24 protein-coding genes are annotated in these 26735 nt (G+C 69.4%); 19 read left to right on the top strand and 5 right to left on the bottom strand.

The genetic code is table 11. The features are described from left to right. Positions 1-3 precede the first annotated feature (3 nt). The gene (nicT, locus tag H289_RS33055; RefSeq protein ID WP_051128510.1) at positions 4-1104 is read left to right on the top strand and encodes a Nickel transporter NicT; all 1101 of its coding nucleotides are present in this window, start codon (positions 4-6) and stop codon (positions 1102-1104) included. Here nicT and mtr read toward each other — a convergent pair. Together mtr and H289_RS0116775 are read right to left on the bottom strand one after the other, a co-directional pair. After that, positions 1101-2477 carry a mycothione reductase gene (gene mtr / locus H289_RS0116780; protein ID WP_020101969.1) on the bottom strand — a complete coding sequence of 459 codons (1377 nt, stop codon included), beginning with the start codon at positions 2475-2477 and terminating at the stop codon, positions 1101-1103. The two genes, nicT and mtr, sit on opposite strands and share 4 nt — an antisense overlap. Positions 2478-2481: 4 nt before the next feature. Then, positions 2482-3543, bottom strand: a complete 1062-nt coding sequence (locus tag H289_RS0116775; protein ID WP_051128519.1) for an alpha/beta hydrolase — start codon at positions 3541-3543, stop codon at positions 2482-2484. Positions 3544-3657: 114 nt separating this feature from the next. Here H289_RS0116775 and mqo point away from each other — a divergent pair, with 114 nt between their 5' ends. The 11 genes from mqo to H289_RS0116720 all read left to right on the top strand — a co-directional run bounded on the left by mqo (position 3658) and on the right by H289_RS0116720 (position 16853). Further along, entirely contained in the window at positions 3658-5154 is a 1497-nt protein-coding gene (gene mqo / locus H289_RS0116770) for a malate dehydrogenase (quinone) (protein ID WP_029105347.1), read from the top strand. A gap of 14 nt (positions 5155-5168) precedes the next feature. After that, positions 5169-5636 carry a GNAT family N-acetyltransferase gene (locus tag H289_RS0116765; protein ID WP_020101966.1) on the top strand — a complete coding sequence of 156 codons (468 nt, stop codon included), beginning with the start codon at positions 5169-5171 and terminating at the stop codon, positions 5634-5636. After that, the gene (locus H289_RS0116760; RefSeq protein ID WP_020101965.1) at positions 5636-7483 is read left to right on the top strand and encodes a magnesium chelatase subunit D family protein; all 1848 of its coding nucleotides are present in this window, start codon (positions 5636-5638) and stop codon (positions 7481-7483) included. The genes H289_RS0116765 and H289_RS0116760 overlap by 1 nt, the downstream gene beginning before the upstream one ends. A gap of 21 nt (positions 7484-7504) precedes the next feature. After that, positions 7505-8119 (top strand): cob(I)yrinic acid a,c-diamide adenosyltransferase, encoded by a 615-nt coding sequence (gene cobO / locus H289_RS0116755; RefSeq protein WP_020101964.1) that lies wholly within the window; start codon positions 7505-7507, stop codon positions 8117-8119. A 79-nt stretch (positions 8120-8198) separates the two neighbouring features. Next, positions 8199-9581 (top strand): cobyrinic acid a,c-diamide synthase CobB, encoded by a 1383-nt coding sequence (locus H289_RS0116750; protein ID WP_020101963.1) that lies wholly within the window; start codon positions 8199-8201, stop codon positions 9579-9581. Positions 9582-9603: 22 nt separating this feature from the next. After that, the gene (gene cobA, locus H289_RS0116745) at positions 9604-10833 is read left to right on the top strand and encodes a uroporphyrinogen-III C-methyltransferase (RefSeq protein WP_020101962.1); all 1230 of its coding nucleotides are present in this window, start codon (positions 9604-9606) and stop codon (positions 10831-10833) included. A gap of 55 nt (positions 10834-10888) precedes the next feature. Beyond that, a complete protein-coding gene (locus tag H289_RS0116740) occupies positions 10889-12424 on the top strand; it encodes an MFS transporter (RefSeq protein WP_051128518.1) in 1536 nt (511 codons plus the stop codon). Positions 12425-12457: 33 nt separating this feature from the next. Next, positions 12458-13882 carry an alpha/beta hydrolase gene (locus H289_RS0116735; RefSeq protein WP_020101960.1) on the top strand — a complete coding sequence of 475 codons (1425 nt, stop codon included), beginning with the start codon at positions 12458-12460 and terminating at the stop codon, positions 13880-13882. Between the two features lie 91 nt (positions 13883-13973). Continuing rightward, positions 13974-14360, top strand: coding sequence for a hypothetical protein (locus H289_RS31900; RefSeq protein WP_155944154.1), 387 nt, complete (start codon positions 13974-13976; stop codon positions 14358-14360). Between the two features lie 76 nt (positions 14361-14436). Next, complete coding sequence (locus H289_RS0116725; protein WP_020101958.1) at positions 14437-15096, top strand: 4a-hydroxytetrahydrobiopterin dehydratase family protein; 660 nt, start codon at positions 14437-14439, stop codon at positions 15094-15096. Positions 15097-15107: 11 nt separating this feature from the next. Beyond that, positions 15108-16853: a proline--tRNA ligase gene (locus H289_RS0116720; protein ID WP_020101957.1), complete on the top strand. Its 1746-nt coding sequence runs from the start codon at positions 15108-15110 to the stop codon at positions 16851-16853. A gap of 57 nt (positions 16854-16910) precedes the next feature. On the opposite strand, the gene H289_RS0116715 is transcribed toward H289_RS0116720, so the two are convergent. Both H289_RS0116715 and H289_RS0116710 read right to left on the bottom strand, forming a co-directional pair. Then, positions 16911-17384, bottom strand: a complete 474-nt coding sequence (locus H289_RS0116715; protein WP_020101956.1) for a ferritin-like domain-containing protein — start codon at positions 17382-17384, stop codon at positions 16911-16913. Next, positions 17381-17911 carry a hypothetical protein gene (locus H289_RS0116710; RefSeq protein ID WP_020101955.1) on the bottom strand — a complete coding sequence of 177 codons (531 nt, stop codon included), beginning with the start codon at positions 17909-17911 and terminating at the stop codon, positions 17381-17383. The genes H289_RS0116715 and H289_RS0116710 overlap by 4 nt, the downstream gene beginning before the upstream one ends. Positions 17912-18079: 168 nt before the next feature. Here H289_RS0116710 and rimP point away from each other — a divergent pair, with 168 nt between their 5' ends. From rimP to H289_RS0116680, 7 genes are all read left to right on the top strand, one after another. Further along, on the top strand, positions 18080-18634 hold the full coding sequence (gene rimP / locus H289_RS0116705) for a ribosome maturation factor RimP (RefSeq protein ID WP_051128509.1): 555 nt from the start codon (positions 18080-18082) through the stop codon (positions 18632-18634). Continuing rightward, positions 18631-19674 (top strand): transcription termination factor NusA, encoded by a 1044-nt coding sequence (nusA, locus tag H289_RS0116700; RefSeq protein WP_020101953.1) that lies wholly within the window; start codon positions 18631-18633, stop codon positions 19672-19674. The genes rimP and nusA overlap by 4 nt, the downstream gene beginning before the upstream one ends. Next, entirely contained in the window at positions 19652-20047 is a 396-nt protein-coding gene (locus H289_RS32485; protein ID WP_081633451.1) for a YlxR family protein, read from the top strand. The genes nusA and H289_RS32485 overlap by 23 nt, the downstream gene beginning before the upstream one ends. A gap of 133 nt (positions 20048-20180) precedes the next feature. After that, positions 20181-23042: a translation initiation factor IF-2 gene (infB, locus tag H289_RS32480; protein WP_081633438.1), complete on the top strand. Its 2862-nt coding sequence runs from the start codon at positions 20181-20183 to the stop codon at positions 23040-23042. Next, entirely contained in the window at positions 23043-23519 is a 477-nt protein-coding gene (rbfA, locus tag H289_RS0116690; protein WP_020101951.1) for a 30S ribosome-binding factor RbfA, read from the top strand. It begins immediately after the preceding gene. Then, complete coding sequence (locus H289_RS0116685) at positions 23488-24495, top strand: DHH family phosphoesterase (RefSeq protein WP_020101950.1); 1008 nt, start codon at positions 23488-23490, stop codon at positions 24493-24495. Before rbfA ends, H289_RS0116685 begins: the two co-directional genes overlap by 32 nt. A 111-nt stretch (positions 24496-24606) precedes the next feature. Continuing rightward, positions 24607-25905 carry an MATE family efflux transporter gene (locus tag H289_RS0116680; protein WP_029105343.1) on the top strand — a complete coding sequence of 433 codons (1299 nt, stop codon included), beginning with the start codon at positions 24607-24609 and terminating at the stop codon, positions 25903-25905. Between the two features lie 55 nt (positions 25906-25960). On the opposite strand, the gene H289_RS0116675 is transcribed toward H289_RS0116680, so the two are convergent. Next, positions 25961-26710, bottom strand: a complete 750-nt coding sequence (locus tag H289_RS0116675) for an enoyl-CoA hydratase (protein ID WP_020101948.1) — start codon at positions 26708-26710, stop codon at positions 25961-25963. Positions 26711-26735: the final 25 nt, after the last annotated feature.

Below are 26735 nucleotides of genomic sequence, written 5' to 3'. Positions count from 1 at the left end.
CGCATGCGGCTTACGTTGTCGGGTCAGGATTGGGGGCGGCTGGCGGCGATGTTCGGCGTCATCGCCGCACTGCACGTCATCGGCTGGGGGACCTTGATCCTCGTCGTCGTGCCGGAACATCACACCGTCGGCGGGACGGCGCTCGGCATCGGGATCGGCCTCACGGCGTACACCCTGGGCCTGCGGCACGCGTTCGACGCCGACCACATCGCGGCGATCGACAACACCACCCGCAAGCTCATGGCCGACAACGCCGTGGCTCCTCACGCACGTGGCAGCCGGCCGCTCAGCGTGGGATTCTTCTTCTCCCTTGGGCATTCGACCATCGTGTTCGCTCTGGCGCTGCTGCTGTCGCTGGGCATCACGTCGATCGTCGGCCCGCTGCAGGACGATTCGTCGATGCTGCACCGGTACACCGGGCTCATCGGCGCCGGCGTCTCGGGCTTCTTCCTGTACCTGATCGCCGCCATCAATGTCGTTGTCCTGGTCGGCATCCTGCAGGTGTTCATGCGGATGCGCCGCGGTGAGTACGACGAGGCCGCACTCGAACATCAACTCAACAATCGCGGGTTCATGAACCGCATCCTGCGCCGGTTCACCCGCGCCATCAGCAAGCCGTGGCAGATGTACCCGTTGGGCGCGCTGTTCGGCCTCGGCTTCGACACCGCGACCGAGGTGGCGCTGCTGGTGCTGGCCGGAACCGGCGCCTCGGCCGGATTGCCGTGGTACGCAATCCTTTGTCTGCCGGTGCTCTTCGCGGCCGGGATGAGCCTGCTGGATACCATCGACGGCGCGTTCATGAACGTCGCGTACGGCTGGGCGCTGGCCCGGCCGGTGCGCAAGGTCTACTACAACCTCACCATCACCGGACTGTCCGTCATGGTGGCACTCGTGATCGGCACCATCGAGCTGCTCGGGTTGCTGGCCGAGGAGCTGGGCTGGTCCGGTGGCGTCTGGGCCTGGATCGGCGGAATCGACCTGAACACCGTCGGATTCGGCATCGTCGGGCTGTTCGTCGTCACCTGGGTGGTGGCGCTGCTGGTGTGGCGGTGGGGCCGGATCGAGGAGAAGTGGACGGCCCGGCTCAGCCCGGCCGACGGCTAGATCAAGCCCAGCAGCGCGTTTTCGATCACCTCGGGAAGCGCCGGGTGAATCCAGTACTGACCGCGGGCGACGTCCTGTGCCGTCTGCCCGAATGACATCGCCTGAATCAGCGGCTGAATCAGTGACGACGCCTGATAACCCATCAGGTGCGCGCCCAGAATCCGGCCGGTGCCGCGCTCGCCGATCAGTTTGACGATGCCCGTCGTGTCCTCCATGGCCCAGCCGTACGCGGTGTCGCCGTAGTCCTGCACCTTGACCACGACGTCGAAACCGGCTGCCCGCGCCTCGGCTTCGTTCATGCCGACCATCGCGACCTGCGGATCGGTGAACACCGCGGCGGGCACGAACCGGTGGTCGCTGGCCACCAGCTCGCCGTCCCAGTCGCGCAGTAGGTTCTCCTTCACCGTCCGCGCCTCGTGATTGGCCACGTGCTTGAGCTGGTGGTGCGACGACACGTCACCCAGCGCGAAAATCCCACGCGCCGTGGTGCGTTGGAACTCGTCGACGACGACGTAGCCGTCGTCGTCGAGGCTCACCCCGGCCAGCTGCACATCGAGCAGGTCGCCGTTGGGCACGCGGCCCGTCGCGACCAGCAGGGCGTCGGCGCGCAGGGTCTCGCCGTCGTCGAACTCGAGCACGACGCCGTCACCGTCGCGCTGTGCGCTGACGACGTTCTCCTGCGTGCGCAGGTCCCATTTCTTGCCGACCACCGCGCTGAACCGCCGGCAGATCTCCTCGTCGCAGCGCCGGAGCAGCCGATCGCCACGCAGGACGATCGTCACCTTCGATCCGAGTGCCGAGAACACATGCGCGAACTCCACCGAGATGAAGCCGCCGCCGATGATCACCAGATGCTCGGGCAGCGCCGGGATGCGCATGATGTCGTCGCTGGTGAAGTAGGGGACGCCGGAGCCGGCGATGGTCGGGGGAATCCAGCTGCGCGAGCCCGCGGCGATGACCACCCGGTCGGAGCTGAATTCGTCGCCGTCGGCGGTCCGCAATGTGTAGGTGCCGTCGGGCAGCGTCGGCCCGAAGCGGGTGTGGCTGCCGTAGACCGTGATGTTCGGCAGGCTGCGGCGGTAGTCCTCGCCACCGGCCGCGATCGGGTCGATGCGGCCGAAGACGCGCTCGACGATGTCCGGCCAGCGCACCCCGTCGATGTGCGAGTCGACGCCGAAGGTGGCGCTGTGCCGGATGGTCTGGGCCACGTCGGCGGCGTAGACGAACATCTTGGTGGGGATGCAGCCGACGTTCAGGCAGGTGCCCCCGAACTTGCCCTGCTCGCAGATGGCGACCTTCAGGCCGTCGTACCGCTCGTCGAGCACGCTGTTGCCCGAGCCGGTTCCGATGATGGTCAGGTCGTAGTGCTCCATGACGTCAGGCCTGTTCGTGTTGGGTGGTGCGGGAGACCGCTTGGGGGAGATACCAATCCAGCCAGTGGTTCAGCTCGTCGAACGCGACGGCACGTGGCGCCGGCAGTGACAGGAACACGTCGTGCTTGGCGTCGGTGACCGGGACGACGGTGCTGCGGTTGCCGACACAGCCCGCCCATCGGGCGATCTGGCTGACGTCCAGCACGGCGTCGCCGCGCTCCATCCCGGCCGCCGTGGTGGTCTCGGCGACGGTGTGGTCGGACCGCAGGATCAGATTGGGTACTCCGACGTCGAGGCCGCGATGCAGCTGCAGTTGTCCCCGGCGGATGGCGTTGATCCAGCCGACGGTGACCGGGAAGCCGCCCAACGGTTTCCAGTCGAGGTTGTAGTCGAACTCGCCGCCGTGGTCGCGGTGCAGGCTTGTGCCGTAGCCGCCCTCGGTGGGCTTGCGGATCACCGCCAGTTTGCGGAAGCGGGCCAGGGCCCGCAGCGTGCCGGACACCGGCGCCGAACGCAGCGCGGCCGGCCCGTGCAGATCGAAGAACGGGCTGTTGAGGATCAGGCCCGTCACCCGGTGCGTCCCCAGCGCGCTGTCGCGGCGCAGGCGGTCGGTGAAGAGCGTCGCGATCAGTCCGCCGGCGGAGTGGCCGTACAGGCACACGCGCGCGCCGGCGGTGTCCGCGCCGATGAGCTGCAGCGCCCGACGGAGTTCGCCGTAGTACGACGCCAGATCGGTGGTGAAGTGCGGGGTCTGCCCGGAACGCCGCGAGCGCCCGCATTTGTGCAGGTCGATGGCGTAGAACGCGATGCCGCGGCTGGCGAAGTGATCGGCGAGCTCGGTGTGGAAGAAGTAGTCGGTGTAGCCGTGGACCACCAGCACGGCGTGCTCGGCGCGGCCTGGCTGACCCCGCCGCACGACGGTGGCGACCAGGTCACCTTCGCCGTCGGGGTCGGGTCCCAGTGCGATGGTCTGCTGCCAGTACCCGGGCAGCACGTCCGGCTGCCACTCGGGTTGTCCCTGTGGCTCCTGCGGCGTCACGGGCTCAACACTAACTGCGACGAACATCATGGTCGATGGGAGGAGATAGCGCGTCGGCGGCGAAACCGGTCGCGATAACCTTGAGCACCGAGCAACCGTCAATACCGGCGGGTAACCCGAGTACGAAGGACGAGCGATCACGTGTCGAATGCAAACGTAGCTGGGAGCGCACAGACCGACGTCGTCCTCGTGGGCGCGGGGATCATGAGCGCGACCCTCGGCGCACTGATCCGGCTGCTCGAGCCGGAGTGGTCCATCACCATGATCGAGCGCCTCGACGGCGCCGCCGCCGAGAGCAGCGATCCGTGGAACAACGCGGGCACCGGCCACTCGGCGCTGTGCGAGCTGAACTACACGCCGCAGAACTCCGACGGCACCATCGACATCAAGAAGGCCGTCAACGTCAACGAGCAGTTCCAGGTGACGCGCCAGTTCTGGGCGTACGCCGTGGAGAACGGTGTCCTGCCCGACGTCAAGAGCTTCCTGAACCCCATCCCGCACGTCAGCTTCGTGCACGGTGCCGACAGCATCGACTACCTGCGCAAGCGGCGCGAGACGCTGGTGACCAACCCGCTGTTCTCCACCATGGAGTACATCGACGACAAGGACGAGTTCGCCCGCCGGCTGCCGTTCATGGCCGAACAGCGCGACTTCAGTGACCCGGTCGCACTGAACTGGACCACCGACGGCACCGACGTCGACTTCGGTTCGCTGTCCAAGCAGCTCATCGGGTTCGCCGCGCAGCGCGGCATGGAGACGCTGTTCGGGCACGAGGTGACCAACCTCAGCAAGCAGTCCGACGGCAGCTGGAAGCTGAACGTCGTGAACCGGCGCACCGGCGACCGGCAGAAGATCAACGCCAAGTTCGTGTTCCTCGGCGCCGGTGGCGGTGCGCTGCACCTGCTGCAGAAGGCCGGTATCCCGGAGGCCAAGGGCTTCGGTGGCTTCCCGGTCGGCGGCGCGTTCCTGCGCACCGACAACCAGGACCTGACGGTCAAGCACCAGGCCAAGGTGTACGGCCAGGCATCGGTCGGCGCCCCGCCGATGTCGGTGCCGCACTTGGACACCCGCATCATCAACGGCCAGTCCTGGCTGCTGTTCGGGCCGTTCGCCGGCTGGTCGCCGAAGTTCCTCAAGCAGGGCTCGATCACCGACCTGCCGTTGTCGGTCAAGCCCAACAACCTCGCGTCGATGCTCGGCGTCGGCGTCACCGAACTGGGCCTGGTGAAGTACCTGCTCGAGCAGCTGGCCCTCAGCGAGGGTGAGCGCGTCGACTCGCTGCGCGAATTCGCCCCCAGCGCAGTCGATTCCGACTGGGAGCTGGATGTCGCCGGACAGCGCGTGCAGGTGATCCGCCGCAAGGGCATCGGTGGCGTGCTGGAGTTCGGCACCACGGTCCTGACCGCCGAGGACGGCCGGATCGCCGGTCTGCTCGGTGCGTCGCCGGGTGCCTCCACCGCGGTGCCGGCCATGATCGAGGTGCTCGAGCGCTGCTTCGGCGACCGCTACCAGACCTGGCTGCCCAAGCTCAAGGAGATGGTGCCGTCGCTGGGCGTGAGCCTGTCCGGCGAACCCAAGCTGTACCGCGAGGTGTGGGACTGGGGGACCAAGGTGCTCAAGCTCGACCAGCCGGCCTGAAGCCGGGGGGTCGGATGAGCGTCGCGCCGAGGCGCAGCTGGGCCAAGGATCTCGATGCCGCAACGCTTTACGAGCTGCTCAAGTTGCGGGTCGAGGTCTTCGTGGTCGAGCAGGCGTGCCCGTACCCCGAACTCGACGGTCGCGACCTGTTGGCGGAGACCCGGCACTTCTGGCTGGAAAGCCCTGACGGACAAGTCATCTCGACGCTGCGGCTGATGGAGGAACATCCCGGCGGGGAGAAGGTGTTCCGCATCGGGCGGGTGTGCACCAAACGTAGCGACCGCGGGCAGGGCCACACCCTCCGGTTGATGCAGGCGGCCCTGGCCGAGGTGGGCACCTACCCCTGCCGGATCGACGCCCAGACCTATCTCGAGGACATGTACGCCCGCCACGGATTCGTCCGCGACGGTGAGGAATTTCTGGAGGACGGCATACCGCATGTGCCGATGATCAGACCGGGTCTGGGAGCGGGGCAGCAGTAGTGACCTATCCGTTCAGCGCGCTGGTGGGCCAGGATCAGCTCCGGCTGGCGCTCATCCTGTGCGCGGTGCGTCCCGATATCGGCGGCGTGCTGATCCGCGGCGAGAAGGGCACGGCGAAATCGACCGCGGTGCGTGGTCTGGCCGAAGTGCTGGCCGCCGTGGACGCCGAAGCCCGCCTGGTGGAGCTGCCCATCGGCGCCACCGAGGACCGCGTGGTCGGATCGATCGATCTGCAGAAGGTGTTGCGGGACGGCGAACATGCCTTCTCGCCCGGTCTGCTGGCCCGCGCGCACGGCGGTGTGCTCTACGTCGACGAGGTGAACCTGCTGCACGACCATTTGGTCGACGTGCTGCTGGACGCCGCCGCGATGGGCCGGGTGCACATCGAACGTGATGGTGTCTCGCATTCGCACGAGGCGCGATTCATGTTGGTGGGCACCATGAATCCCGAGGAGGGCGAGCTGCGTCCGCAGCTGCTCGACCGCTTCGGACTGACCGTCGACGTCTACGCCTCCCGGGACGTCGACGTCCGGGTCGAGGTGATCCGGCGCCGCATGTCGTACGAGTCCGACCCGGCCGGTTTCGCCGAGCGGTACGCCGTCGACGATGCCGAGCTGGCCGGCCGGATCGCCAAGGCCCGCGCCGCGGTGGCATCGGTGTCGTTGCCGGACAACGAGTTGCGCCGGATCGCAGCGCTGTGTGCGGCGTTCGACGTCGACGGCATGCGCGCCGATCTGGTGGTGGCCCGCACGGCGGTCGCCCACGCGGCGTGGCGCGGCGCGTCGGCGGTGGATGCGGAAGACGTCCGGGTCGCCGCGGAACTCGCGCTGCCGCACCGGCGCCGTCGGGACCCCTTCGACGATCCTGGTCTGGACCCGCAGCAGCTCGACGATGCCATGGCGCAGGCCGAAGCCGAATCGCAGTCCCAGTCGGAGCCGGATCCCGATCCCGACCCACCGGGCGGCGGGATTTCCGCAGACAGCTCGGAAGAGGCGGCGCCGCAAGGAAACTCGGCCGGACCCGGCAGCGCATCGCGGCCCAGTGCGCCGCCGTCGGCGACGTTCCGGACCCGGGCGCTGGTCGTGCCCGGCGTCGGGGAGGGTGCCCCCGGCCGGCGGTCGCGGGCGCGCAACCGCACCGGCACCCCGATCTCGGCGACCGACGACGCCCAGGCCGGGCACGGCGTGCATGTCTTCGGCACGCTGCTCGCCGCGGCCGACCGCCGGCCACAGGCCGGGCGCCTGCACGTGGCTCCCACCGACGTGCGTCACGCGATTCGCGAAGGGCGCGAAGGCAATCTGGTGATCTTCGTGGTCGACGCCTCGGGCTCCATGGCTGCGCGGGACCGCATGTCCGCAGTCAGCGGAGCGACGCTGTCATTGCTGCGGGATGCCTACCAACGCCGCGACAAGGTCGCCGTCGTCACCTTCCGTGGCGCCGAGGCCACGCTGCTGTTGCCGCCGACGTCGTCGGTGCACATCGCGAGCCGGCGCCTGGCCCGTTTCGACACCGGTGGGAAAACGCCACTGGCGCAAGGGCTTCTGGCCGCGCGGGACGTGGTGCTGCGCGAGAAGACGCGGGACCGGGCCCGTCGTCCGCTGGTGGTCGTGCTGACCGACGGCCGCGCCACGGGTGGACCCGATCCGCTGGGCCGGACCCGGACCGCCGCCGGACTCCTCGTCGCCGAGGGCGCGGCCGCCGTCGTCGTCGATTGCGAAACCTCTTACATTCGACTGGGATTGGCGCAGCAGCTCGCGGGCCAGCTCGGTGCGCCCGCCGTGCAACTGGCGCAGCTGCGCGCCGACAACCTGGCCCGTGTCGTCCGGGCCGGGCAAGCCGCGGCGTAAGAGAACAGTAGGAAGAACGTCATGCCACAAGGACAACCGCTCGTCGTCCCCAACGACGGACTGACCACCAAGGCGCGCCGCAATGCGCCGATCCTGGCGGTACACACCGGCCCGGGCAAGGGAAAGTCCACTGCCGCCTTCGGGATGGCGTTGCGCGCCTGGAATCAGGGCTTCGACATCGCGGTGTTCCAGTTCGTGAAGAGCGCCAAGTGGAAGGTCGGGGAGGAAGCAGCGTTCCAGACGCTCGGCCGCCTGCACGACGAGCAGGGCGTCGGGGGACCGGTGCAGTGGCACAAGATGGGCTCGGGCTGGTCGTGGACCCGCAGGCAGGGCTCCGACGAGGATCACGCCGCCGCGGCCGTCGAAGGCTGGGCCGAGATCTCGCGCCGGCTGGCCGCCGAGCAGCACGACTTCTACGTGCTCGACGAGTTCACGTATCCGCTCAAGTGGGGCTGGCTGGACATCGACGAGGTGGTGACGACGCTGACCGAGCGCCCCGGCACCCAACACGTCGTCATCACCGGCCGCGACGCCCCGCCGCAGCTCCTCGACGCCGCCGATTTGGTGACCGAGATGACCAAGGTCAAGCACCCGATGGACGCCGGCCGCAAGGGCCAGCGCGGCATCGAATGGTGAAAGTGTCGCTGACGAGCAGACGTAAAACTGTCAGTTTCCGCACGAAAACGACAGTTTTGTGTCTGCTCGCGGGGGAAAAGTGACCACCGGTACCGCCACCGCCGGCGCTGCCGTCCCGGCGGTCGTGATCGCGGCACCTGCGTCGGGCAGCGGCAAGACCACCGTGGCCACCGGGCTGATGGGTGCCCTGCGCCGCGCCGGCTACACGGTGAGCGCCGCGAAGGTCGGCCCCGACTTCATCGATCCGGGCTATCACGCCCTGGCCACCGGCCGGCCGGGCCGCAACCTGGACCCGGTCCTCGTCGGCGCCGACCTGATCGGTCCGCTTTACCGGCACGGCAGCGCGGGTGCCGACGTCACCGTCATCGAGGGCGTCATGGGCCTGTTCGACGGCCGGATCACCGATCAGCCGATGTCCCCGGCGCCCGGGTCGACCGCCCACGTCGCCGGGCTGCTCGGCGCACCGGTGGTGCTGGTCGTCGACGCCCGGGGGCAGAGCCAGAGCATTGCCGCTCTGCTGCACGGCTTTTCGACGTTCGACCGAGCTGTGCGGATCGCCGGGGTGATCCTCAACAAGGTGGGCTCACCGCGGCACGAAGAGGTGTTGCGGCAGGCCTGCGAGCAAGCGGGCATCCCGGTGTTCGGTGCCATCCCGCGCAACAGCGGTCTGGAGATTCCGTCGCGGCACCTCGGCCTCGTCACCGCCGTCGAGCACGGCCGCCGGGCGCATGAGGCCGTCGACGTCATGACCGAGCTCGTCGCCCGCCACGTCGACATCGAAGCGGTGGCCCGGTGTGCCGGGATCGGCGCACTCGCACCGCAGTGGGCTCCCGAGCTGGAGTCCGGTCCGCCCGCGACCGTCGCGCTCGCCGCCGGCAAGGCCTTCAGTTTCGGGTACGCCGAGCACGCCGAACTCCTCGAGATGGCGGGCGCCCGGGTCGTGGCCTTCGATCCGCTCACCGACCCGCTGCCGGACGGCACGCAGGCGCTCGTCATACCGGGCGGTTTCCCCGAGCAGTTCACCGCGGAACTGTCGGCCAATGCCGTTGTCCGCGAACAGATTGCCGCGCTGGCGGCCGCCGGCGCACCGGTGCATGCCGAGTGTGCCGGCCTCACCTACCTGGTCGACGACCTCGACGGGCACCCGATGTGCGGCGTGCTGCCGGGTTCGGCGCGCTTCACCGAGCGGCTGACCCTGGGGTACCGGGATGCCGTGGCGATGGTCGACTCCAGCATGCACGCCGCGGGGGAGCGCGCCACCGGTCACGAATTTCACCGCACCACAGTCGAATTCACCGAGCAGCAGCCGCCGGCGTGGGTTTTCCGGGGCGCCGGGCAGGCCACCGTGCACGACGGGGCCGTCCGCGGCGGCGTGCACGCCGGCTACCTGCACACCCATCCGGCTGCGCATCCGCACTCGGTGCGTCGGTTCGTATCGGCGGCAACTAAACTCGCCGGGTGATACTGCGCACGCGAGGAGCAAAATGACGTCCCAGCATGCCTACCTCGTGGGGCTGCATCTGTCCGGCAAGAAGGTCGTGGTCGTGGGTGCCGGCAGCGTCGCCCAGCGCCGCTTGCCGCTGCTCATCGCCAGTGGCGCCGACGTCCACGTCGTCGCGCCCGCCGCCACCCCGGTGGTCGAAGCACTCGTCGACAACCCCGACGGCACCGGCATCACCCTCACCTCGCGGGAATTCCAGACCGACGATCTGGACGGCGCCTGGTACGTGCTGGCCGCGACCGACGACGAGGCCGTCAACGCCGCGGTGGTCGCGGAGGCAGACCGTCGCCGTATCTTCTGCGTCCGCGCCGACGCGGGCCTGGAAGGGTCGGCGGTGACCCCGGCGTCCTTCGAATACGACGGCCTGACGGTCGGCGTGGTGGCCGGCGGCGAACACCGGCGCTCGGCGGCGCTGCGCACCGCCATCCATGAGGCGCTGCAGCGCGGCGCCATCGGCGACGCCTCCGAACCCGACAGCTACAGCGGTGTGGCGCTCGTCGGCGGTGGCCCGGGGGACCCCGAGCTGATCACCGTCCGCGGCCGCCGGCTGCTCGCCCATGCCGACGTGGTGGTCGCCGACCGGCTGGCCCCGCAGGAACTGCTCGCCGAACTCGGTCCGCACGTCGAGGTGATCGACGCCGCCAAGATTCCGTACGGCCGGGCGATGGCCCAGGACGCGATCAACGCCGTCCTGATCGACCGGGCCAAGGACGGCAAGTTCGTGGTCCGGCTCAAAGGCGGCGACCCGTTCGTCTTCGCGCGCGGTTACGAAGAGGTGCTGGCGTGCGCCGACGCGGGCATTCCGGTCACCGTCGTACCTGGTGTGACCAGTGCCATAGCCGTTCCGGCCCTCGCCGGTGTTCCCGTCACCCACCGGGCCGTGACCCATGAGTTCGTGGTGGTCAGCGGGCACGTCGCGCCGGGACACCCGGAATCGTTAGTGAATTGGGACGCACTGGCCGCGATGCGCGGCACGATCGTGTTGCTGATGGCCGTCGAGCGCATCGAACTTTTCGCCAAGGTTCTGCTGCAAGGCGGCCGACCTGCGGAAACACCGGTGCTGGTGGTCCAGCACGGGACGACGGCGGCGCAGCAGACGCTGCAGACCACGCTTGCCGATGCGGCGGAGGACATCCGTTCGGAGGGCATCCGACCCCCCGCGATCATCGTGATCGGGGATGTGGCGGCCTTCGCAGGGTTAAAGAAATCTTAAGATTACTGTAAGGTAGCTTTCCATGACGGCTCTCAACGACGCTGAGCGCACCGCCATGGCACACAGCCGCCGCGAACCGCTCACGATTCACGTGGGGCAAACCGAGGACGAACGAAAGAGCTGGTATCCAGCTTGGCTTCCGTCCCCCCGCTTCCTTTCCGCGGTCATCGCCATCGGTGGCATGCAGCTGCTGGCCACGATGGACAGCACCGTCGCCATCGTTGCCCTTCCTAAGATTCAGGACGAGCTCGGCCTTTCCGATGCCGGCCGCAGCTGGGTGATCACTGCTTATGTGCTGACCTTCGGTGGTCTGATGCTGCTCGGTGGCCGCCTCGGCGACACCATCGGCCGCAAGCGCACCTTCATCGTCGGTGTCGCGCTCTTCACCATCGCTTCCATCCTGTGCGGTGTCGCGTGGGACGAGACGACCCTGGTCATCGCCCGGCTGCTGCAGGGTGTCGGTTCGGCGATCGCCTCGCCGACCGGCCTGGCGCTCGTCGCCACCACCTTCCCGAAGGGCCCGGCCCGCAACGCCGCGACCGCGATCTTCGCGGCCATGACCGGCGTCGGCTCGGTGATGGGCCTCGTCGTCGGCGGCGCGCTGACGGTGTTCTCGTGGCGCTACGCGTTCCTGGTGAACGTGCCGATCGGCCTCGTCATGATCTACCTGGCCCGCACCACCCTGACCGAGACGTCCCGCGAGCGCATGAAGCTCGACGCGGCCGGCGCCATCCTGGCGACCCTGGCCTGCACCGCGGCGGTGTTCGGCTTCTCGATGGGCCCGGAGAAGGGCTGGATGTCCCCGCTGACGCTGGGCTCCGGCGCCGCGGCGGCCGTGCTGTTCCTGGCGTTCCTGTTCGTCGAGCGCAGCGCTGAGCACCCCGTCGTTCCGTTCAGCCTGTTCCGGGACCGCAACCGCGTGGCCACCTTCGCCGCGGTCTTCCTGGCCGGTGGCGTGATGTTCACGCTGACCGTCCTGATCGGCCTGTACGTGCAGGACATCATGGGCTACAGCGCGCTGAAGGCCGGCATCGGCTTCATCCCGTTCGTCATCGCGCTCGGCATCGGTCTGGGCCTGTCGTCGCAGCTGGTGGCGATGTTCTCGCCGCGCGTGCTGGTGATCGCCGGCGGTGTCCTGGTGCTCGCCGCGATGATCTACGGCTCCACCCTCAATGGCGGTATCCCGTACTTCCCGAACCTCGTCATCCCGATCACCGTCGGTGGTTTCGGCATCGGCATGATCGTGGTGCCGCTGACCGTCTCGGCCATCGCCGGCGTCGCGCTGAGCGACATCGGCCCGCTGTCGGCCATCGCGCTGATGCTGCAGAACCTGGGTGGGCCGGTCGTGCTGGCCGTCATCCAGGCCGTCATCACCTCGCGCACGCTGTACCTCGGCGGGACCACCGGTCCGGTCGCCAAGATGAATGCCGCGCAGCACACGGCGCTCGACCACGGTTACACGTACGGCCTGCTCTGGGTCGCTGCGGTGGCGGTGATCGTCGGTGTGGTGGCGCTGTTCATCACCTACACCGCCGACGAGGTTGCGGCGGCGCAGGACACCAAGGAAGCGCTGGACGCCGGAGAGCTGTAGCTCGATCTCGACGTAGCTTCCTGGAGGATCGGCGTGCCTTCGTTCGTCACCCATGCGTCGCTGACGCATGGGTGGCTTCCGTTTCTGATCCAGCTACTGACTTTCGCGGTGCTGTGCTGTGCGGTCGGGCGACGGTCGCGGCAGTGGAGCATCAGCCGGCTGCCGTGGGCGCTCGCCGTCGGCGTCGCGTGCGCGGCCGGCTTGTACTGGTACATCACCTCGCTCGGTATCGCCGGTGACCCGGCCCCGGTACTGCTGTGGATCTGGACGGCGCTCGGCGGGTTCGCCGCCACGGTCCTGATCCTCGGCTGGCGCGGATCGCCCTGGCGGCGCCGCGGGGTGGCCCTGCTCGCGGTGCCCCTGTGTGCACTCTGCGCACTGCTGATGATGAATGTCTGGGTCGGATACTTCCCGACGGCGTACGTGGCGTGGCACAAGTTCACCGTCGGCAAGGTGCCCGACGAGGTGGACCGATGGACGGTCACGGCCATGCAGCTCAAAGGCATCCGGCCGCCGCGCGGTGTCGTGGTGCCCATCTCGACCAGCTCGCAGGGATCGAACTTCACGCACCGCGCCGAACTCGTCTACCTGCCACCGGCATGGTTCGCGAGCAATCCGCCGCCGCAGCTGCCGACGGTCATGATGATCGGCTCGCAGCTCAACACCCCGGCGGACTGGATCTGGGCCGGCAATGCCAAGGCCACGATCGACAACTACGCGGCCGCCCATGGCGGTGAGGCGCCGGTGTTCGTCTTCGCCGATGCCACCGGCTCGTTCAACAACGACACCGAATGCGTCAACGGCAGCCACGGCAATTCGTCGGTCCACCTGACCAAAGAGGTCGTTCCGTATCTGATCTCGAACTTCGGCGTCAGTCCCAAGCCCGAGAATTGGGGCATCGTCGGCTGGTCCATGGGCGGCACCTGCGCGGTGCAGCTCACGACGCGCCATCCCAACCTGTTCAGCGCATTCGTCGACATCGCCGGGGACCTGAGCCCGAACATCGGCAGCAAGGACCAGACCATCGCCAAGCTCTACGGGGGTGACGCGGCCAAATGGGCCGAGTTCGATCCGAGCACCGTGATGCGGCAGTACGGCCGGTACCACGGCATCTCCGGGCTGTTCGAAATCCCCGGGACCGTCGCGGCCTGCCACGCACCCGGCCCCGGTGTGCCGCGCGATGCGCGCGCGAACCCGGAGGGCCAGGACATCGCGGCCGGCACCTTGTGCGAAATCGCCCAGCAGCACGGCATCAACGCCGACATCCGGGCGCTGCTCGGCCTTCACGACTGGGGCTTCGCCAACGAGGCCTTCGCGGATTCACTGCCGTGGGTGGCAGGCAAGCTGCGCACGCCGGGAGCCGCGGCACCGTCCGGCCGGCCGAGCGCCCCCGGGACGGCCACCACCTCGAACGCCGGCGGTGGGGCAGCCGGCCCGCACGCGGTCCCGACGCTGTAGCTGGCCGTCGGCTTCATCGCCCGGTGGCCGGCGCTCCAGGTTTCACTGCTATTGATGGTGCATGAATGCAATGCGAGCCCGAGCTGTGATCGTGGCGGCTGTGCTCGCCGCGACGGTGATCACCGGATGCCAGCGCCCGCCGGCTCCCGGGCCACAGGCCGGCGCGCTGACGGGCGCCCCGATCCTCAACACCGTCACCGCGCAGGCCGTGGTGCGGGACATGGGTGCCGCGGGCCTGCCGGTGGCCAACCCGCGGGAGGTGGCCACGCAGAAATGCCCCGACATCAAGTGCATCGAGGCCATCGAGACCGACACCGTCACGGTGCTGGTGTTCTCCACGACCGGCGCTGCCGAGGGGTACGCGGGGGCGACGCCGGGCACGTTCCAGGCGATGAACATCGTCCTGAAGTTCGGCCCGACGGTCAGCGCGACAGACAAGACCGCGTACGAGCAGGTGGTGAACAAAGCGCTGCTCTGAGGGCGTCTCACGCGCCGCAGTGCTATGCATGAGGCATGACCGCCAGGGGGTATGACATGGTCGCGGGGGCCGAGTCATGATGCAGCGGCAGGACATTTCGGATGCGGTGACCCCGCTGGGGTGGCGCCTGGTGCTCGGCGCGGTCTACACGGAAGTGCCGACGGCCGGTTTGGGCACTGCGGCGGCACTGGCCGCCGCAGTGGTCGAGGGGACCGGCCCAGAAGCGCAGGGACACTTGACCCTCGACGTACGGGCCGACCGTGTGGTGTTGCGCTTGCGCTCGGCCGACGGGGTCACCGCGCACGACATCGCGTTGGCACGCCGCATCTCTGAATCGCTCGCCGAGCGCGGCGCGGCGACCACGCCGGGCGGCGTTTCCGTCCAGGCGATCGAGGTCGCGATCGACGCCATCGACATCCCCGCGGTGCGCCCGTTCTGGAAGGCCGTCACCGGCTACGTCGACGAAGCGGGGCCGTCGGATCTGAGTGGGGGACTCGTCGATCCTGCCGGCCGCGGCCCGGCCCTGTGGTTCCAGCAGATGGATGTGCCACGGCCGCAACGCAATCGCATCCACCTCGACGTCGACGTCCCGCACGACCAGGCGTCCGCGCGCATCGCGGCGGCACTGGCGGCGGGCGGCGTGCTGCTCAGTGATCGGGAGGCGCCCGCGTTCTGGGTGCTCGCCGACGCCGAAGGCAACGAGGTGTGTGTCTGCACCTGGCAGGGCCGCGATTAAGCTGGCCACCCGTGATCACCCGCATGTCCGAGCTGTTCCTGCGCACGCTGCGCGACGACCCCGCCGACGCCGAAGTGCCGAGCCACAAGCTGCTGATCCGGGCCGGCTACGTCCGCCCGATCGCGCCCGGCCTGTACAGCTGGCTGCCGCTGGGCCTGAAGGTGCTGCGCAAGATCGAGGACGTCGTCCGCAGTGAGATGAACGCCATCGGCGCGCAGGAGATCCTGTTCCCGGCGCTGCTGCCGCGGGCCCCCTACGAGGCCACCGACCGTTGGACCGAGTACGGCGACAACCTGTTCCGCCTGCAGGACCGCCGCAAGAACGACTACCTGCTGGGGCCCACCCACGAGGAGATGTTCACGCTGACGGTCAAGGGGGAGTACTCGTCGTACAAGGACTTCCCGCTGCGGCTCTACCAAATCCAGACCAAGTACCGCGACGAGGCACGTCCGCGCGCCGGCATCCTGCGCGGCCGCGAGTTCATCATGAAGGACTCGTACTCGTTCGACATCGACGACAGCGGACTCAAGGACGCCTACCACGCCCATCGCGAGGCCTACCAGCGCATCTTCGACCGGCTGGCGGTCAAGTACGTCATCGTGTCCGCGGTGTCGGGTGCCATGGGCGGTAGTGCCTCCGAGGAGTTCCTGGCCGAGAGCGAGGTCGGCGAGGACACCTTCGTGCGCTGCCTGCAGTCCGGCTACGCGGCCAACGTCGAAGCCGTCGTCACCGCGGTTCCCGAGTCGCTGCCGATCGAGGGCCAGCCCGAGGCCGTCGTCTACGACACGCCTGACGCCCCGACCATCGCCACCCTGGTCGAGTGGGCCAACACCGCTGACCTCGGCCGCGAGATCACCGCCGCGGACACGCTGAAGAACGTGCTGCTGAAGGTGCGCCAGCCGGGCGGAGAGTGGGAACTGCTGGGTATCGGTGTGCCCGGCGACCGCGAGATCGATGAGAAGCGCCTGGGCGCGGCGCTCGAGCCGGCGGAGTACGCGCTGCTCGACGACGCCGACTTTGCCGCCAACCCGTTCCTGGTGAAGGGTTACGTGGGTCCGAAGGCGTTGCTGGAGAACGGTATTCGATTCCTGGTGGACCCGCGCATCGTCGACGGTTCGTCGTGGATCACCGGCGCCGACGAGCCCAACAAGCACATCGTCGGCATGGTGGCCGGCCGTGACTTCGTGGCCGACGGCACCATCGAGGCCGCCGACGTCCGCGACGGCGACCCCTCGCCCGACGGCGCCGGACCGCTGGTGTCGGCGCGCGGCATCGAGATCGGGCACGTCTTCCAGCTGGGCCGCAAGTACACCGACGCCTTCAGTGCCGACGTCCTCGGTGAGAACGGCAAGCCGGTGCGGCTGACCATGGGCTCCTACGGCATCGGGGTGTCGCGCATGGTCGCGGTGATCGCCGAGCAGCACCACGACGAGCTCGGCCTGCGCTGGCCGTCGTCGGTGTCGCCGTTCGACCTGCACTTGGTCATCGCCAACAAGGACGCCGAGGCCCGCACCGGCGCGACCGAGCTGGCGGGCGAACTCGACCGCCTCGGCCTCGACGTGCTGCTGGACGACCGCACGTCGTCGCCGGGCGTGAAGTTCAAGGACGCCGAGCTGCTGGGTGTGCCGTGGATCGTCGTGGTCGGCCGCGGCTGGGCCGACGGCACCGTCGAGCTGCGCAACCGCTTCACTGGCGAGAAGACCGAAGTGCCGGTCGACGGCGCCGCGGCGGCGATCACGGCCGCGCTGGCGGGGTAGGCCTTGTTGTGCCGCGGATTGCGGTCACCAGGTGACTGCGATCCGCGGCGTTGACGTCTAGGACTGCTCGGCGCCGCCGGGGAACGCCACGACGGCCGGCGTCACGCCGAGGGCCGCGCGCCACCGGGCGGCCAGCACCGCGCAATCGGTGAGGGCCTTGACGGCCAGGGTCCGGTCCTCGGTGGTGGTGGCCTGCTCGGCCACGGCGCGCCACGCGACGGCGGTTTCCTCTTCCATCTGCAGCGCCAACTTGCTCGCGTCCGCCGGGTTGTTCGCGTCGATGGGGAGCTGATAGCCCGCGGCCGGCAGCGGAGCCGGCACCGATCGTCCGGCCAGCGCGGTGATGCCGGCTTCGCGGTTCGCGCGGTGCTTGGCCATGGCCTCGGCCACCAGATCGTTGACGTCCGGCGTGGTGTGCGCCGACACCAGGCCGTAGCCGTAGATGGTGCCGTGTTCGGTGGCGATCGCGTCGTACAGCGCGGCGTCGGCGGCGCTGCCCGGGCGGGTCGGGGTCGGTTGCGGGCTGGTCATGGCGCGGCCTGTCCGGCGAGGGTGACGGTGTGCGCCGCGGTACACGCGGCGGCGATCGAGGCGAGCAGCCCGGCCCGGTAACCCGATTGGCCGGCCGCGGCGCGGCCCGCACTGTCGGCGGCCTGTTCCAGCGCCGCGACGACTTCCTGAGGTGTCGGGGGCGCGGGCGCGGGGGTGGCGCCGGGGGTCGGCGAGGTGGTGGCTGAGGTCTCGGTGGTCGACGACGGCGTGGCAGACGGCGGGTTGCCCATCCGGGTCAGTTCGTCGGACAGCGCGCGGGCATGCGCGTCCCGGAGTGCCGCGACGGCCGTCAGTGCCGGCGCCAGCTGCGGCGGTACGCCGGTGGCGGCGGACGTGGCCAGCTGACTGTCGCGGCGGGCCCGGTCGAGTTCAGCGGTCAGGATGTCCAGGGCAGGATCGCGCTGCGGTGCCGACCCGCAGGCCGACGCCGCGCCGCCGAGCAGCGCCAGAGCTGCCGTGCCCAACAGGACACGCCGTCGGCTGACGGTGGTTTCGGTGTGCGGCACAGGCACATCCTGCCATTGCGGACAGCGGCCATCGGGCACCGCGGCGCCGGATGTTCTCCGGTGCCGCGATCGCGATTGCCATTCGGCCATGCGCTGCTGGCGTATCGTTGGTACCGGGTTCACCCTTCTGGGGGCCCTGTCCGCACAACTCAAGATGAGGAGCTCGCCGTGGCCCGGGACACGCCGGAACGACCGCTGCCACCCAGTCGGTTACCGACCACAGGCCAAGTGCTTGAGCTGCTCAGCAGTGCTTTTGCGGACGCCGGATACGACATCGAAGATGTGCGGGTCGACGCTGCCAAGCGACCTCCGCGCATCGTCGTGGTGGCCGACGGCGACTCGGGTCTTGACCTCGATGCCGTCGCCGACCTTTCCCGCCTCGCATCCGAGCTGCTGGACCAGGTGGCCGCCGATTCCGAGCCGTATGTGCTGGAGGTCACCTCGCCCGGCGTGGAGCGTCCGCTGACCGCGGAGCGGCACTACCGTCGCGCCCGTGGTCGCAAGGTCGCGCTGACCCTGGCCGACGGCACGTCGTTGACGGGCCGGCTGGGCGAGCACGACGGCAGCACGATCCAACTGGTCGTCGCCAACCGCGGAGTGCTGTCGGTGCAGACCGTCGCGCTCGCGGACATTACGAAAGCTGTTGTACAGGTTGAATTTTCACCACCCAATCGCCGGGAACTGGAGCTGGCGGGTATGACCGGAGAGGGGGCCGACGGATGAACATCGACATGGCGGCACTACATGCCATCGAAGCGGACAAGGGAATCAGCGTCGACGTCGTCGTCGACACGATCAAGACGGCGCTGCTGACCGCGTACCGCCACACCGAAGGGCACGAGCCCGACGCGTACATCGACATCGACCGCAAGTCGGGCATCGTGCGGGTGATCGCCCGCCAGACCGACACCGACGGGACCGTCATCCACGAGTGGGACGACACCCCCGAGGGATTCGGCCGGATCGCGGCGACCACCGCGCGTCAGGTGATCCTGCAGCGATTGCGCGACGCGGAGAACGAGAAGAACTACGGCGAGTTCTCGGCGCGTGAGGGCGACATCGTCGCCGGCGTCATCCAGCGCGACGCCCGGGCCAACGCCCGCGGTCTCGTGGTGGTGCGGGTCGGCACGGAGGCCAAGGGCTCCGAGGGCGTGATCCCGGCCGCCGAGCAGGTGCCGGGGGAGAGCTACGTGCACGGCGACCGCGTGCGCTGCTACGTCGTCGGGGTCACCCGCGGCGCCCGCGAACCCGTCATCACGCTGTCGCGGACCCACCCGAACCTGGTGCGCAAGCTCTTCTCGCTGGAGGTCCCCGAGATCGCCGACGAGTCGGTCGAGATCGTCGCGGTTGCGCGTGAGGCCGGGCACCGATCCAAGATCGCCGTCGCGTCGCGGGTGCCGGGGCTGAACGCCAAGGGCGCCTGCATCGGCCCGATGGGTCAGCGCGTGCGCAACGTGATGAGCGAGCTCTCGGGCGAGAAGATCGACATCATCGACTACGACGAGGACCCGGCGAAGTTCGTCGCCAACGCCCTGTCGCCGGCCAAGGTCGTATCGGTGACGGTGATCGACGAGGCACAGCGCGCGGCACGCGTCGTGGTGCCCGATTTCCAGCTGTCGCTGGCGATCGGCAAGGAGGGCCAGAACGCCCGCCTGGCGGCGCGTCTCACCGGTTGGCGCATCGACATCCGCAGCGACGCCGACGGTCAGGGTGCGGACGCCGGTGGCCGGTCGGCAGGCCATGGCGGCGGCCGCGACCGCTGAGCAAAAACCCGCAGTTACCGGCGGCGTGTCGGGGCCGAGACCGCGATTGAAGTTCACGGGCCCCGAGACGGTAGACTGCACTGTGATCCAGCGCGAGACTCCGACAGCTCCGGTGCGTACCTGCATCGGCTGCCGGAAACGAGAGCTGGCCGTCGACTTGCTTCGAGTGGCAGCTGTACGCGACGGGGACGGTAAATGCGCCGTCTCGGTCGATTCAGCGGGTAGCCTGCCGGGTCGGGGTGCGTGGTTGCACCCGGTTCAGCAGTGCCTCAACGCGGCAGTTCGGCGGCGAGCATTCGCCCGAGCGTTGCGCATCACCGGTTCGCCGGACACCTCTGCGGTCGAAGAGTTCTTCAGTGCCTTACCCGCCTGACGAACCCGGAACGCCACAGCAAGAGAACAGGTAGCGAAGAACATGAGCACACCGTGAAGTCCCGATGACCATGCGTCATAGCTAAACCGAGGCGCGGCCTACCCACCGCTGACGCCTCACGACGAGGAGAGAAGTGGCAGCAGGTAAGGCACGCGTACACGAGTTGGCAAAAGAACTCGGTGTCACCAGCAAGGAAGTGCTCGCCCGACTGAGCGAACAGGGCGAATTCGTGAAATCTGCGTCCTCCACTGTGGAGGCGCCCGTCGCACGCCGGTTGCGTGAGGCGTTCGGCGGCGGCAAGCCCGCCAAGTCCGACGCACCGGCCCCCGCGGCCGCCAAGCCGTCGGGTGCCCCGAAGCCCGGCGCACCCAAGCCGGCTGCCGTCGCGGCACCTGCCGCGCCTGCGCCCGCGGCCCCGGCCGCGGCTGCTCCGGCACCAGCAGCACCCGCACCGGCGGCTCCCGCTCCCGGTGGACCCAAGCCGGGCGCACCCCGGCCCGCGGCTCCGCAGCCCCAGGCCCCGGCTCCCGCAGAGCCCGCCGCTCCGGCAGCGTCGGCCGCCCCGGCCGCTCCGGCTCAGCCGCGTCCGGCCACCCCGGGCGCGACCCCGGGCGCGACCCCGGGTCCGCGACCTGGCGCACCCAAGCCGGCCCCGCGAGCTCCGCGCGTCGGCAACAACCCGTTCTCTTCCCAGCAGCCGGTCGAGCGCCCGGCCCCGCGTCCGGCTCCCGGTCCCGGTGGCCCGCGTCCGGGTCCCGGCGCCGGTGGACCCCGTCCGGGCGGTGGCCCGCGTCCGGGTGTCACGCCTGGCAACATGCCCCCGCGTCCGCCGGGTGCCCGTCCGGGTGCCGTCGGTCGTCCGGGTGGTCCGCGTCCCGGCCCCGGTGGCGGTCCGCGTCCCGGTGGTGGCCCTCGTCCCGGCGGTGCCGGTGGCGGCGGTAACTACCGCGGCGGTGGCGCCGGCGGTGGTGCAGGTGCCGGTGCCGGTGGTGGCTTCCGCGGTCGCCCCGGTGGCGGCGGTGCTCCCGGTGGCGGTGGTCCCGGTGGCGGCGGCGGTCGTCCCGGTCAGCGCGGCGGTGCCGCGGGTGCCTTCGGGCGTCCCGGTGGCGCACCCCGTCGTGGCCGTAAGTCGAAGCGCGCAAAACGCGCCGAATACGAGAACATGCAGGCCCCGATCGTCGGTGGCGTGCGGTTGCCGCACGGCAACGGCGAGGTCATCCGCCTCGCTCGCGGCGCGTCGCTGAGCGACTTCGCCGAGAAGATCAACGCCAACCCGGCTTCGCTGGTGCAGGCGCTGTTCAACCTGGGCGAGATGGTGACCGCCACCCAGTCGGTGGGCGACGACACCCTCGAGCTGCTGGGCAGCGAGATGAACTACGTCGTGCAGGTCGTGTCCCCGGAGGATGAGGACCGCGAGCTGCTCGAGTCGTTCGACCTCACCTACGGCGAGGACGCCGGCGACGAGGACGACCTGGCCAGCCGGCCGCCGGTGGTCACCGTCATGGGCCACGTCGACCACGGTAAGACGCGACTGCTCGACACGATCCGTAAGGCGAACGTCCGCGAGGGCGAGGCCGGTGGCATCACCCAGCACATCGGCGCCTACCAGGTGCTGACCGAGCTGGACGGCAACGAGCGTCTGGTGACGTTCATCGACACCCCGGGTCACGAGGCGTTCACCGCCATGCGTGCCCGTGGTGCCAAGGCCACCGACATCGCGATCCTGGTGGTCGCGGCCGACGACGGCGTCATGCCGCAGACGGTGGAGGCCATCAACCACGCTCAGGCCGCTGATGTGCCGATCGTGGTGGCGGTCAACAAGATCGACAAGGAAGGCGCGGATCCGCAGAAGATCCGGGCGCAGCTGACCGAGTACAACCTGGTGGCCGAGGATTACGGCGGCGACACCATGTTCGTGGACATCTCGGCCAAGCAGGGCACCAACATCGACGGCCTGCTCGAAGCAGTGCTGCTGACCGCGGATGCCTCGCTGGACCTGCGGGCCAACCCCGACATGGAGGCCCAGGGTGTGGCCATCGAGGCGCACCTGGACCGCGGTCGCGGCCCGGTCGCCACGGTGCTGGTGCAGCGCGGCACGCTGCGCGTCGGTGACTCGGTGGTCGCCGGCGACGCCTACGGCCGCGTCCGCCGCATGGTCGACGAGCACGGCGAGGACGTCGAAGAGGCGTTCCCGTCGCGTCCGGTCCAGGTCATCGGTTTCACCTCGGTGCCCGGCGCCGGCGACAACTTCCTGGTCGTCGACGAGGACCGCATCGCCCGGCAGATCGCCGACCGGCGCAGCGCGCGCAAGCGCAATGCGCTGGCCGCCCGTTCGCGCAAGCGCATCAGCCTGGAAGACCTGGATTCGGCGCTGAAGGAAACCAGCCAGCTGAACCTGATCCTGAAGGGCGACAACTCGGGCACCGTCGAGGCGCTCGAGGAGGCCTTGATGGGCATCCAGATCGACGACGAGGTGGAACTGCGCGTCATCGACCGCGGTGTCGGTGGCGTCACCGAGACCAACGTCAACCTGGCGTCGGCTTCGGATGCGATCATCATCGGCTTCAACGTCCGTGCCGAGGGCAAGGCGACGGAGCTGGCGAACCGCGAGGGCGTGGAGATCCGGTACTACTCGGTGATCTACCAGGCCATCGACGAGATCGAGAGCGCGCTCAAGGGCATGCTCAAGCCGGTCTACGAGGAGAAGGAGCTCGGCCGCGCCGAGATCCGCGCCATCTTCCGGTCGTCGAAGGTCGGCAACATCGCTGGTTGCCTCGTGCAGTCGGGCATCATGCGGCGTAACGCCAAGGCCCGCCTGTTGCGTGACAACATCGTCATCGCCGAGAACCTCACGGTGTCTTCGCTCAAGCGCGAGAAGGACGACGCCACCGAGGTGCGCGAAGGTTACGAATGCGGTCTGACGCTGACCTACAACGACATCAAGGAAGGCGACGTCATCGAGACGTACGAACTCGTCGAGAAGGCTCGTACCTAGGTGGCCGATCCAGCACGCGCCAAGCGATTGGCCAAGCGTATTTCGACGATCGTCGCTTCGGCGATCGAGTACGAGATCAAGGATCCACGGCTCGACGGCGTGACGATCACCGATGCCAAGATGACCGGTGATCTGCACGACGCCACGCTGTACTACACGGTGATCGGGACCAGCCTCGACGAGGAGCCGGACTACGCCGGCGTCGCGGCTGCCCTGGAGAAGGCCAAGGGCGCGTTGCGCACGAGAGTCGGTGCGGGAACCGGGGTTCGGTTCACGCCCACACTGACTTTCGAGCGCGACACCGTGCCGGATGCGGCTCTGAAGATGGAGGAGCTGCTGGCCCGGGCCCGTGCCGCCGACGAGGACGTGGCTCGCATCCGCGAAGGTGCCAAGCACGCCGGTGACGCCGATCCGTACCGTGTGGTGGGGGACAGCGATTCCGAGGATGCAGGTGACGGCGATCGAACCGACGACTGAGATTCGGCCGCAGGGCGCGCGGGTTGACGCGCGCGGTGCGGCTGATCTGCTCGGTGCGGTCGAGAGCGTGAGCGTGGTTGCCCACGTCTACCCCGACGCCGACACCATCGGAGCGGGCCTCGCGCTCGCATTGGTGCTCAGCGAGGCCGGTAAGGACGTGCAGGTCGGTTTTGCCGCCCCTGCAACCGTGCCGGAATCGCTGCAGACGCTGCCCGGCGGGCACCTGCTGGTGCCGCCGGACCAGATGCGTCCGGACGCCGACCTGGTGGTGACCGTCGACATCCCGAGCGTGAACCGTCTCGGGTCGCTGGCGAAGCTGGCCGATCCCGGACGGCAGGTGCTGGTGATCGATCACCACGCCTCGAACCGGTTGTTCGGTACCGCGAATTACGTTGACCCGTCGGCAGATTCGACCACCATGCTGGTGGCCGAGCTGCTGGACGCCTGGGACAAGCCGATCGAGCTGCCGGTGGCGCATTGCCTGTACGCCGGCCTGACCACCGACACGGGCTCGTTCCGGTGGGCCAGCGCCCGGGCCTATCGGCTCGCGGCGCGGCTGCTCGACATCGGCGTCGACAACGCCGCCGTCAGCCGCGCGCTGCTCGACACGCACCCGTACTCGTGGCTGCCCATGCTGTCCCGCGTGTTGTCGACGGCGTGCCTGGTGCCCGACGCCGCCGGCGGTAAAGGCTTGGTGTATGCCGTTGTGTCGCATCGGGAATACGCGGCGGCGCGCTCGGAAGAGGTCGAGAGCATCGTGGACATCGTGCGGACCACGTCCGAGGCCGAGGTCGCCGCGGTGCTCAAAGAGATCGAACCGGGGCAGTGGTCGGTGTCCCTGCGGGCCAAGACCGAGGTCGACGTATCGGTGCTGGCGAGTTCGTTCGGCGGCGGCGGCCACCGGTTCGCGGCCGGCTACTCACCGACCGGAACCGCCGACGACGTCGTCGCGGCCCTCGTCACCGCGCTCTCCTAGCCGGCCCTTGCCCGTGCCAGCCCTCTTCCCGCGAGCGGCCGTGTTTGTACGCCGACACGCCGTCTTCGGCGTGCACCTTCGTGCCGCTCGCGGCCGGCGAGCGTGCGCGTCATGACCACCGAGGTCACCGGCCGGCGCATCGCAGGCCTCGCCTTCCCTGCCCTAGGGGTGCTGGCCGCCGAGCCCATCTACCTCCTGCTCGACACTGCGGTCGTCGGCCGACTCGGCGCGCTGCCGTTGGCGGGCCTGGCGGTCGGCGGCCTGATCCTCAGCCTTGTCGGCTCGCAGCTGACGTTCCTGTCGTACGGCACGACGTCGCGGTCGGCCCGGAGCTTCGGCGCCGGTGACCGGGCCGGTGCGGTCGGGGAGGGCGTGCAGGCCACCTGGCTGGCGCTGGCTGTCGGCGTGCTCATCGTGGTGGTGGTGCAGGCGTTGGCGCCCTTTCTGCTCACGGCCATCGCCGGGTCACGGGGCGGCATCGCCGAGACCGCACTGCCGTGGCTGCGTGTCGCGATCTTGGCCGTACCCGCGATCCTGATCTCCATGGCCGGCAACGGCTGGCTGCGCGGTGTGCAGGACACCGTCCGGCCGCTGCGGTATGTGCTTGTCGGCGTGGGTATTTCAGCGGTGCTGTGTCCGCTGCTGGTCTTCGGGTGGCTCGGGCTGCCGCGGCTCGGCCTGACCGGATCGGCGGTAGCCAATCTGGTGGGGCAGTGGATCGCCGCGGCGCTGTTCGGGTATGCGCTGCTGTCCGAACGGGTTTCGCTGCGACTGCGGCCCGACGTGCTGCGCGCGCAGCTGACCATGGGCCGCGACCTGGTGCTGCGGTCCCTGGCGTTCCAAGTGTGCTTCCTGTCTGCCGGCGCGGTCGCGGCCCGGTTCGGTGCGGCCGCCGTCGCCGCCCACCAGGTGGTGCTGCAGCTGTGGAATTTCCTTGCGCTCGTGCTGGATTCGCTGGCCATCGCGGCGCAGTCACTCGTCGGCGCGGCCCTCGGCGCGGGGGAGTCGGCGCATGCCAAGGCGGTGGCGCGGCGCGTGACGGTCTATTCGGCGGCCGCGGCGACGGTGCTGGCGGCGGTTTTCGCAGTGGGCTCAGGCGTGCTGCCGGCAGTGTTCACCGCGGACCATGCGGTGCGGGACCAGATCGGTATCCCGTGGTGGTTCATGGTGGCCCAATTGCCCATCGCGGGAATCGTTTTCGCGCTCGACGGGGTGCTGCTCGGCGCCGGTGACGCGAAGTTCATGCGCAACGCCACCCTGATCAGCGGGCTCGTCGGCTTCCTGCCGCTGATCTGGTTGTCGCTCGCCTTCGGGTGGGGCCTCGCCGGCATCTGGTCCGGGCTGACCACGTTCCTGGTGCTGCGGCTCGTCTTCGTCGGCTGGCGCGCGCTGTCCGGCCGCTGGGCGTGAGCAGGGCGCCCGAAAGGCGTCGTCACCCACCTCTCGCGGGGAGAGGGAACAGCTACTAGACCTGGGTGCGGCCGCGCTGCATGACGGCGTCGCGGTTGGCGGCGATGTCGTTGCCGCTAGAGGCGTCCATCCACTTGCGGGCCGACGCGGCTTCGATCCACAGCCCGGCATCGGTCTGCGAGCCGTCGATCTTGTGGTACGAGTCCAGCAGCGCGCGCACGGCGTTCTGATTGTTGCCGACGATCGAGGCGGCGACGCGGCGCGCGGTCGGGAGCAGCTCGTCGTGCGGCACCACCTCGGTGACCAGCCCGGCGCGCAGCGCCTCGGCCGCCGACAGGTAGTCGCCGGTCAGGCTCATCCGGCGGGCCAGGCCGACGCCGGCCTTCTGCGGCAGCCGCACGCTCAGACCCCAGGTCGGCAGCAGTCCGACGCGGGCGTGGGTGTCGGCGAACTTGGCGTTCTCCGAGGCGATCAGGATGTCGCAGTACAGCGCCAGCTCCAGGCCGCCGGTGACGGCCGCGCCGTTGATGGCGCCGATGACGGGCTTGGTCATGTTGGGCCACTTCGGCGAGATGTCCGGCAGGTCCGCGCCCTCGCCGAGTTCCTTGAGGTCCAGACCGGCGCAGAACACAGGGTCGGCGCCCGTCAGGATCACCACGTCGACGTCCGGGTCGGCCTCGGCCTGGCGCAGCGCGCCGTAGAAGGCATCGCGCAGCTCGTAGGACAGCGCGTTCCGGGACTTCGGCCGGTTCAGCGTCAGGGTGCGAACCCGGTCGGTGGTGTCGATCAGTAGGACGTCGGTCACGTTGGCTCCTTGCGTTGCGGTCACC

Source organism: Mycobacterium sp. 360MFTsu5.1 (assembly GCF_000383495.1).
Lineage (GTDB): Bacteria > Actinomycetota > Actinomycetes > Mycobacteriales > Mycobacteriaceae > Mycobacterium > Mycobacterium mucogenicum_B.
The sequence above is the reverse complement of the archived record's forward strand: the minus strand, read 5'-3'. Positions and strand labels throughout refer to the sequence as shown.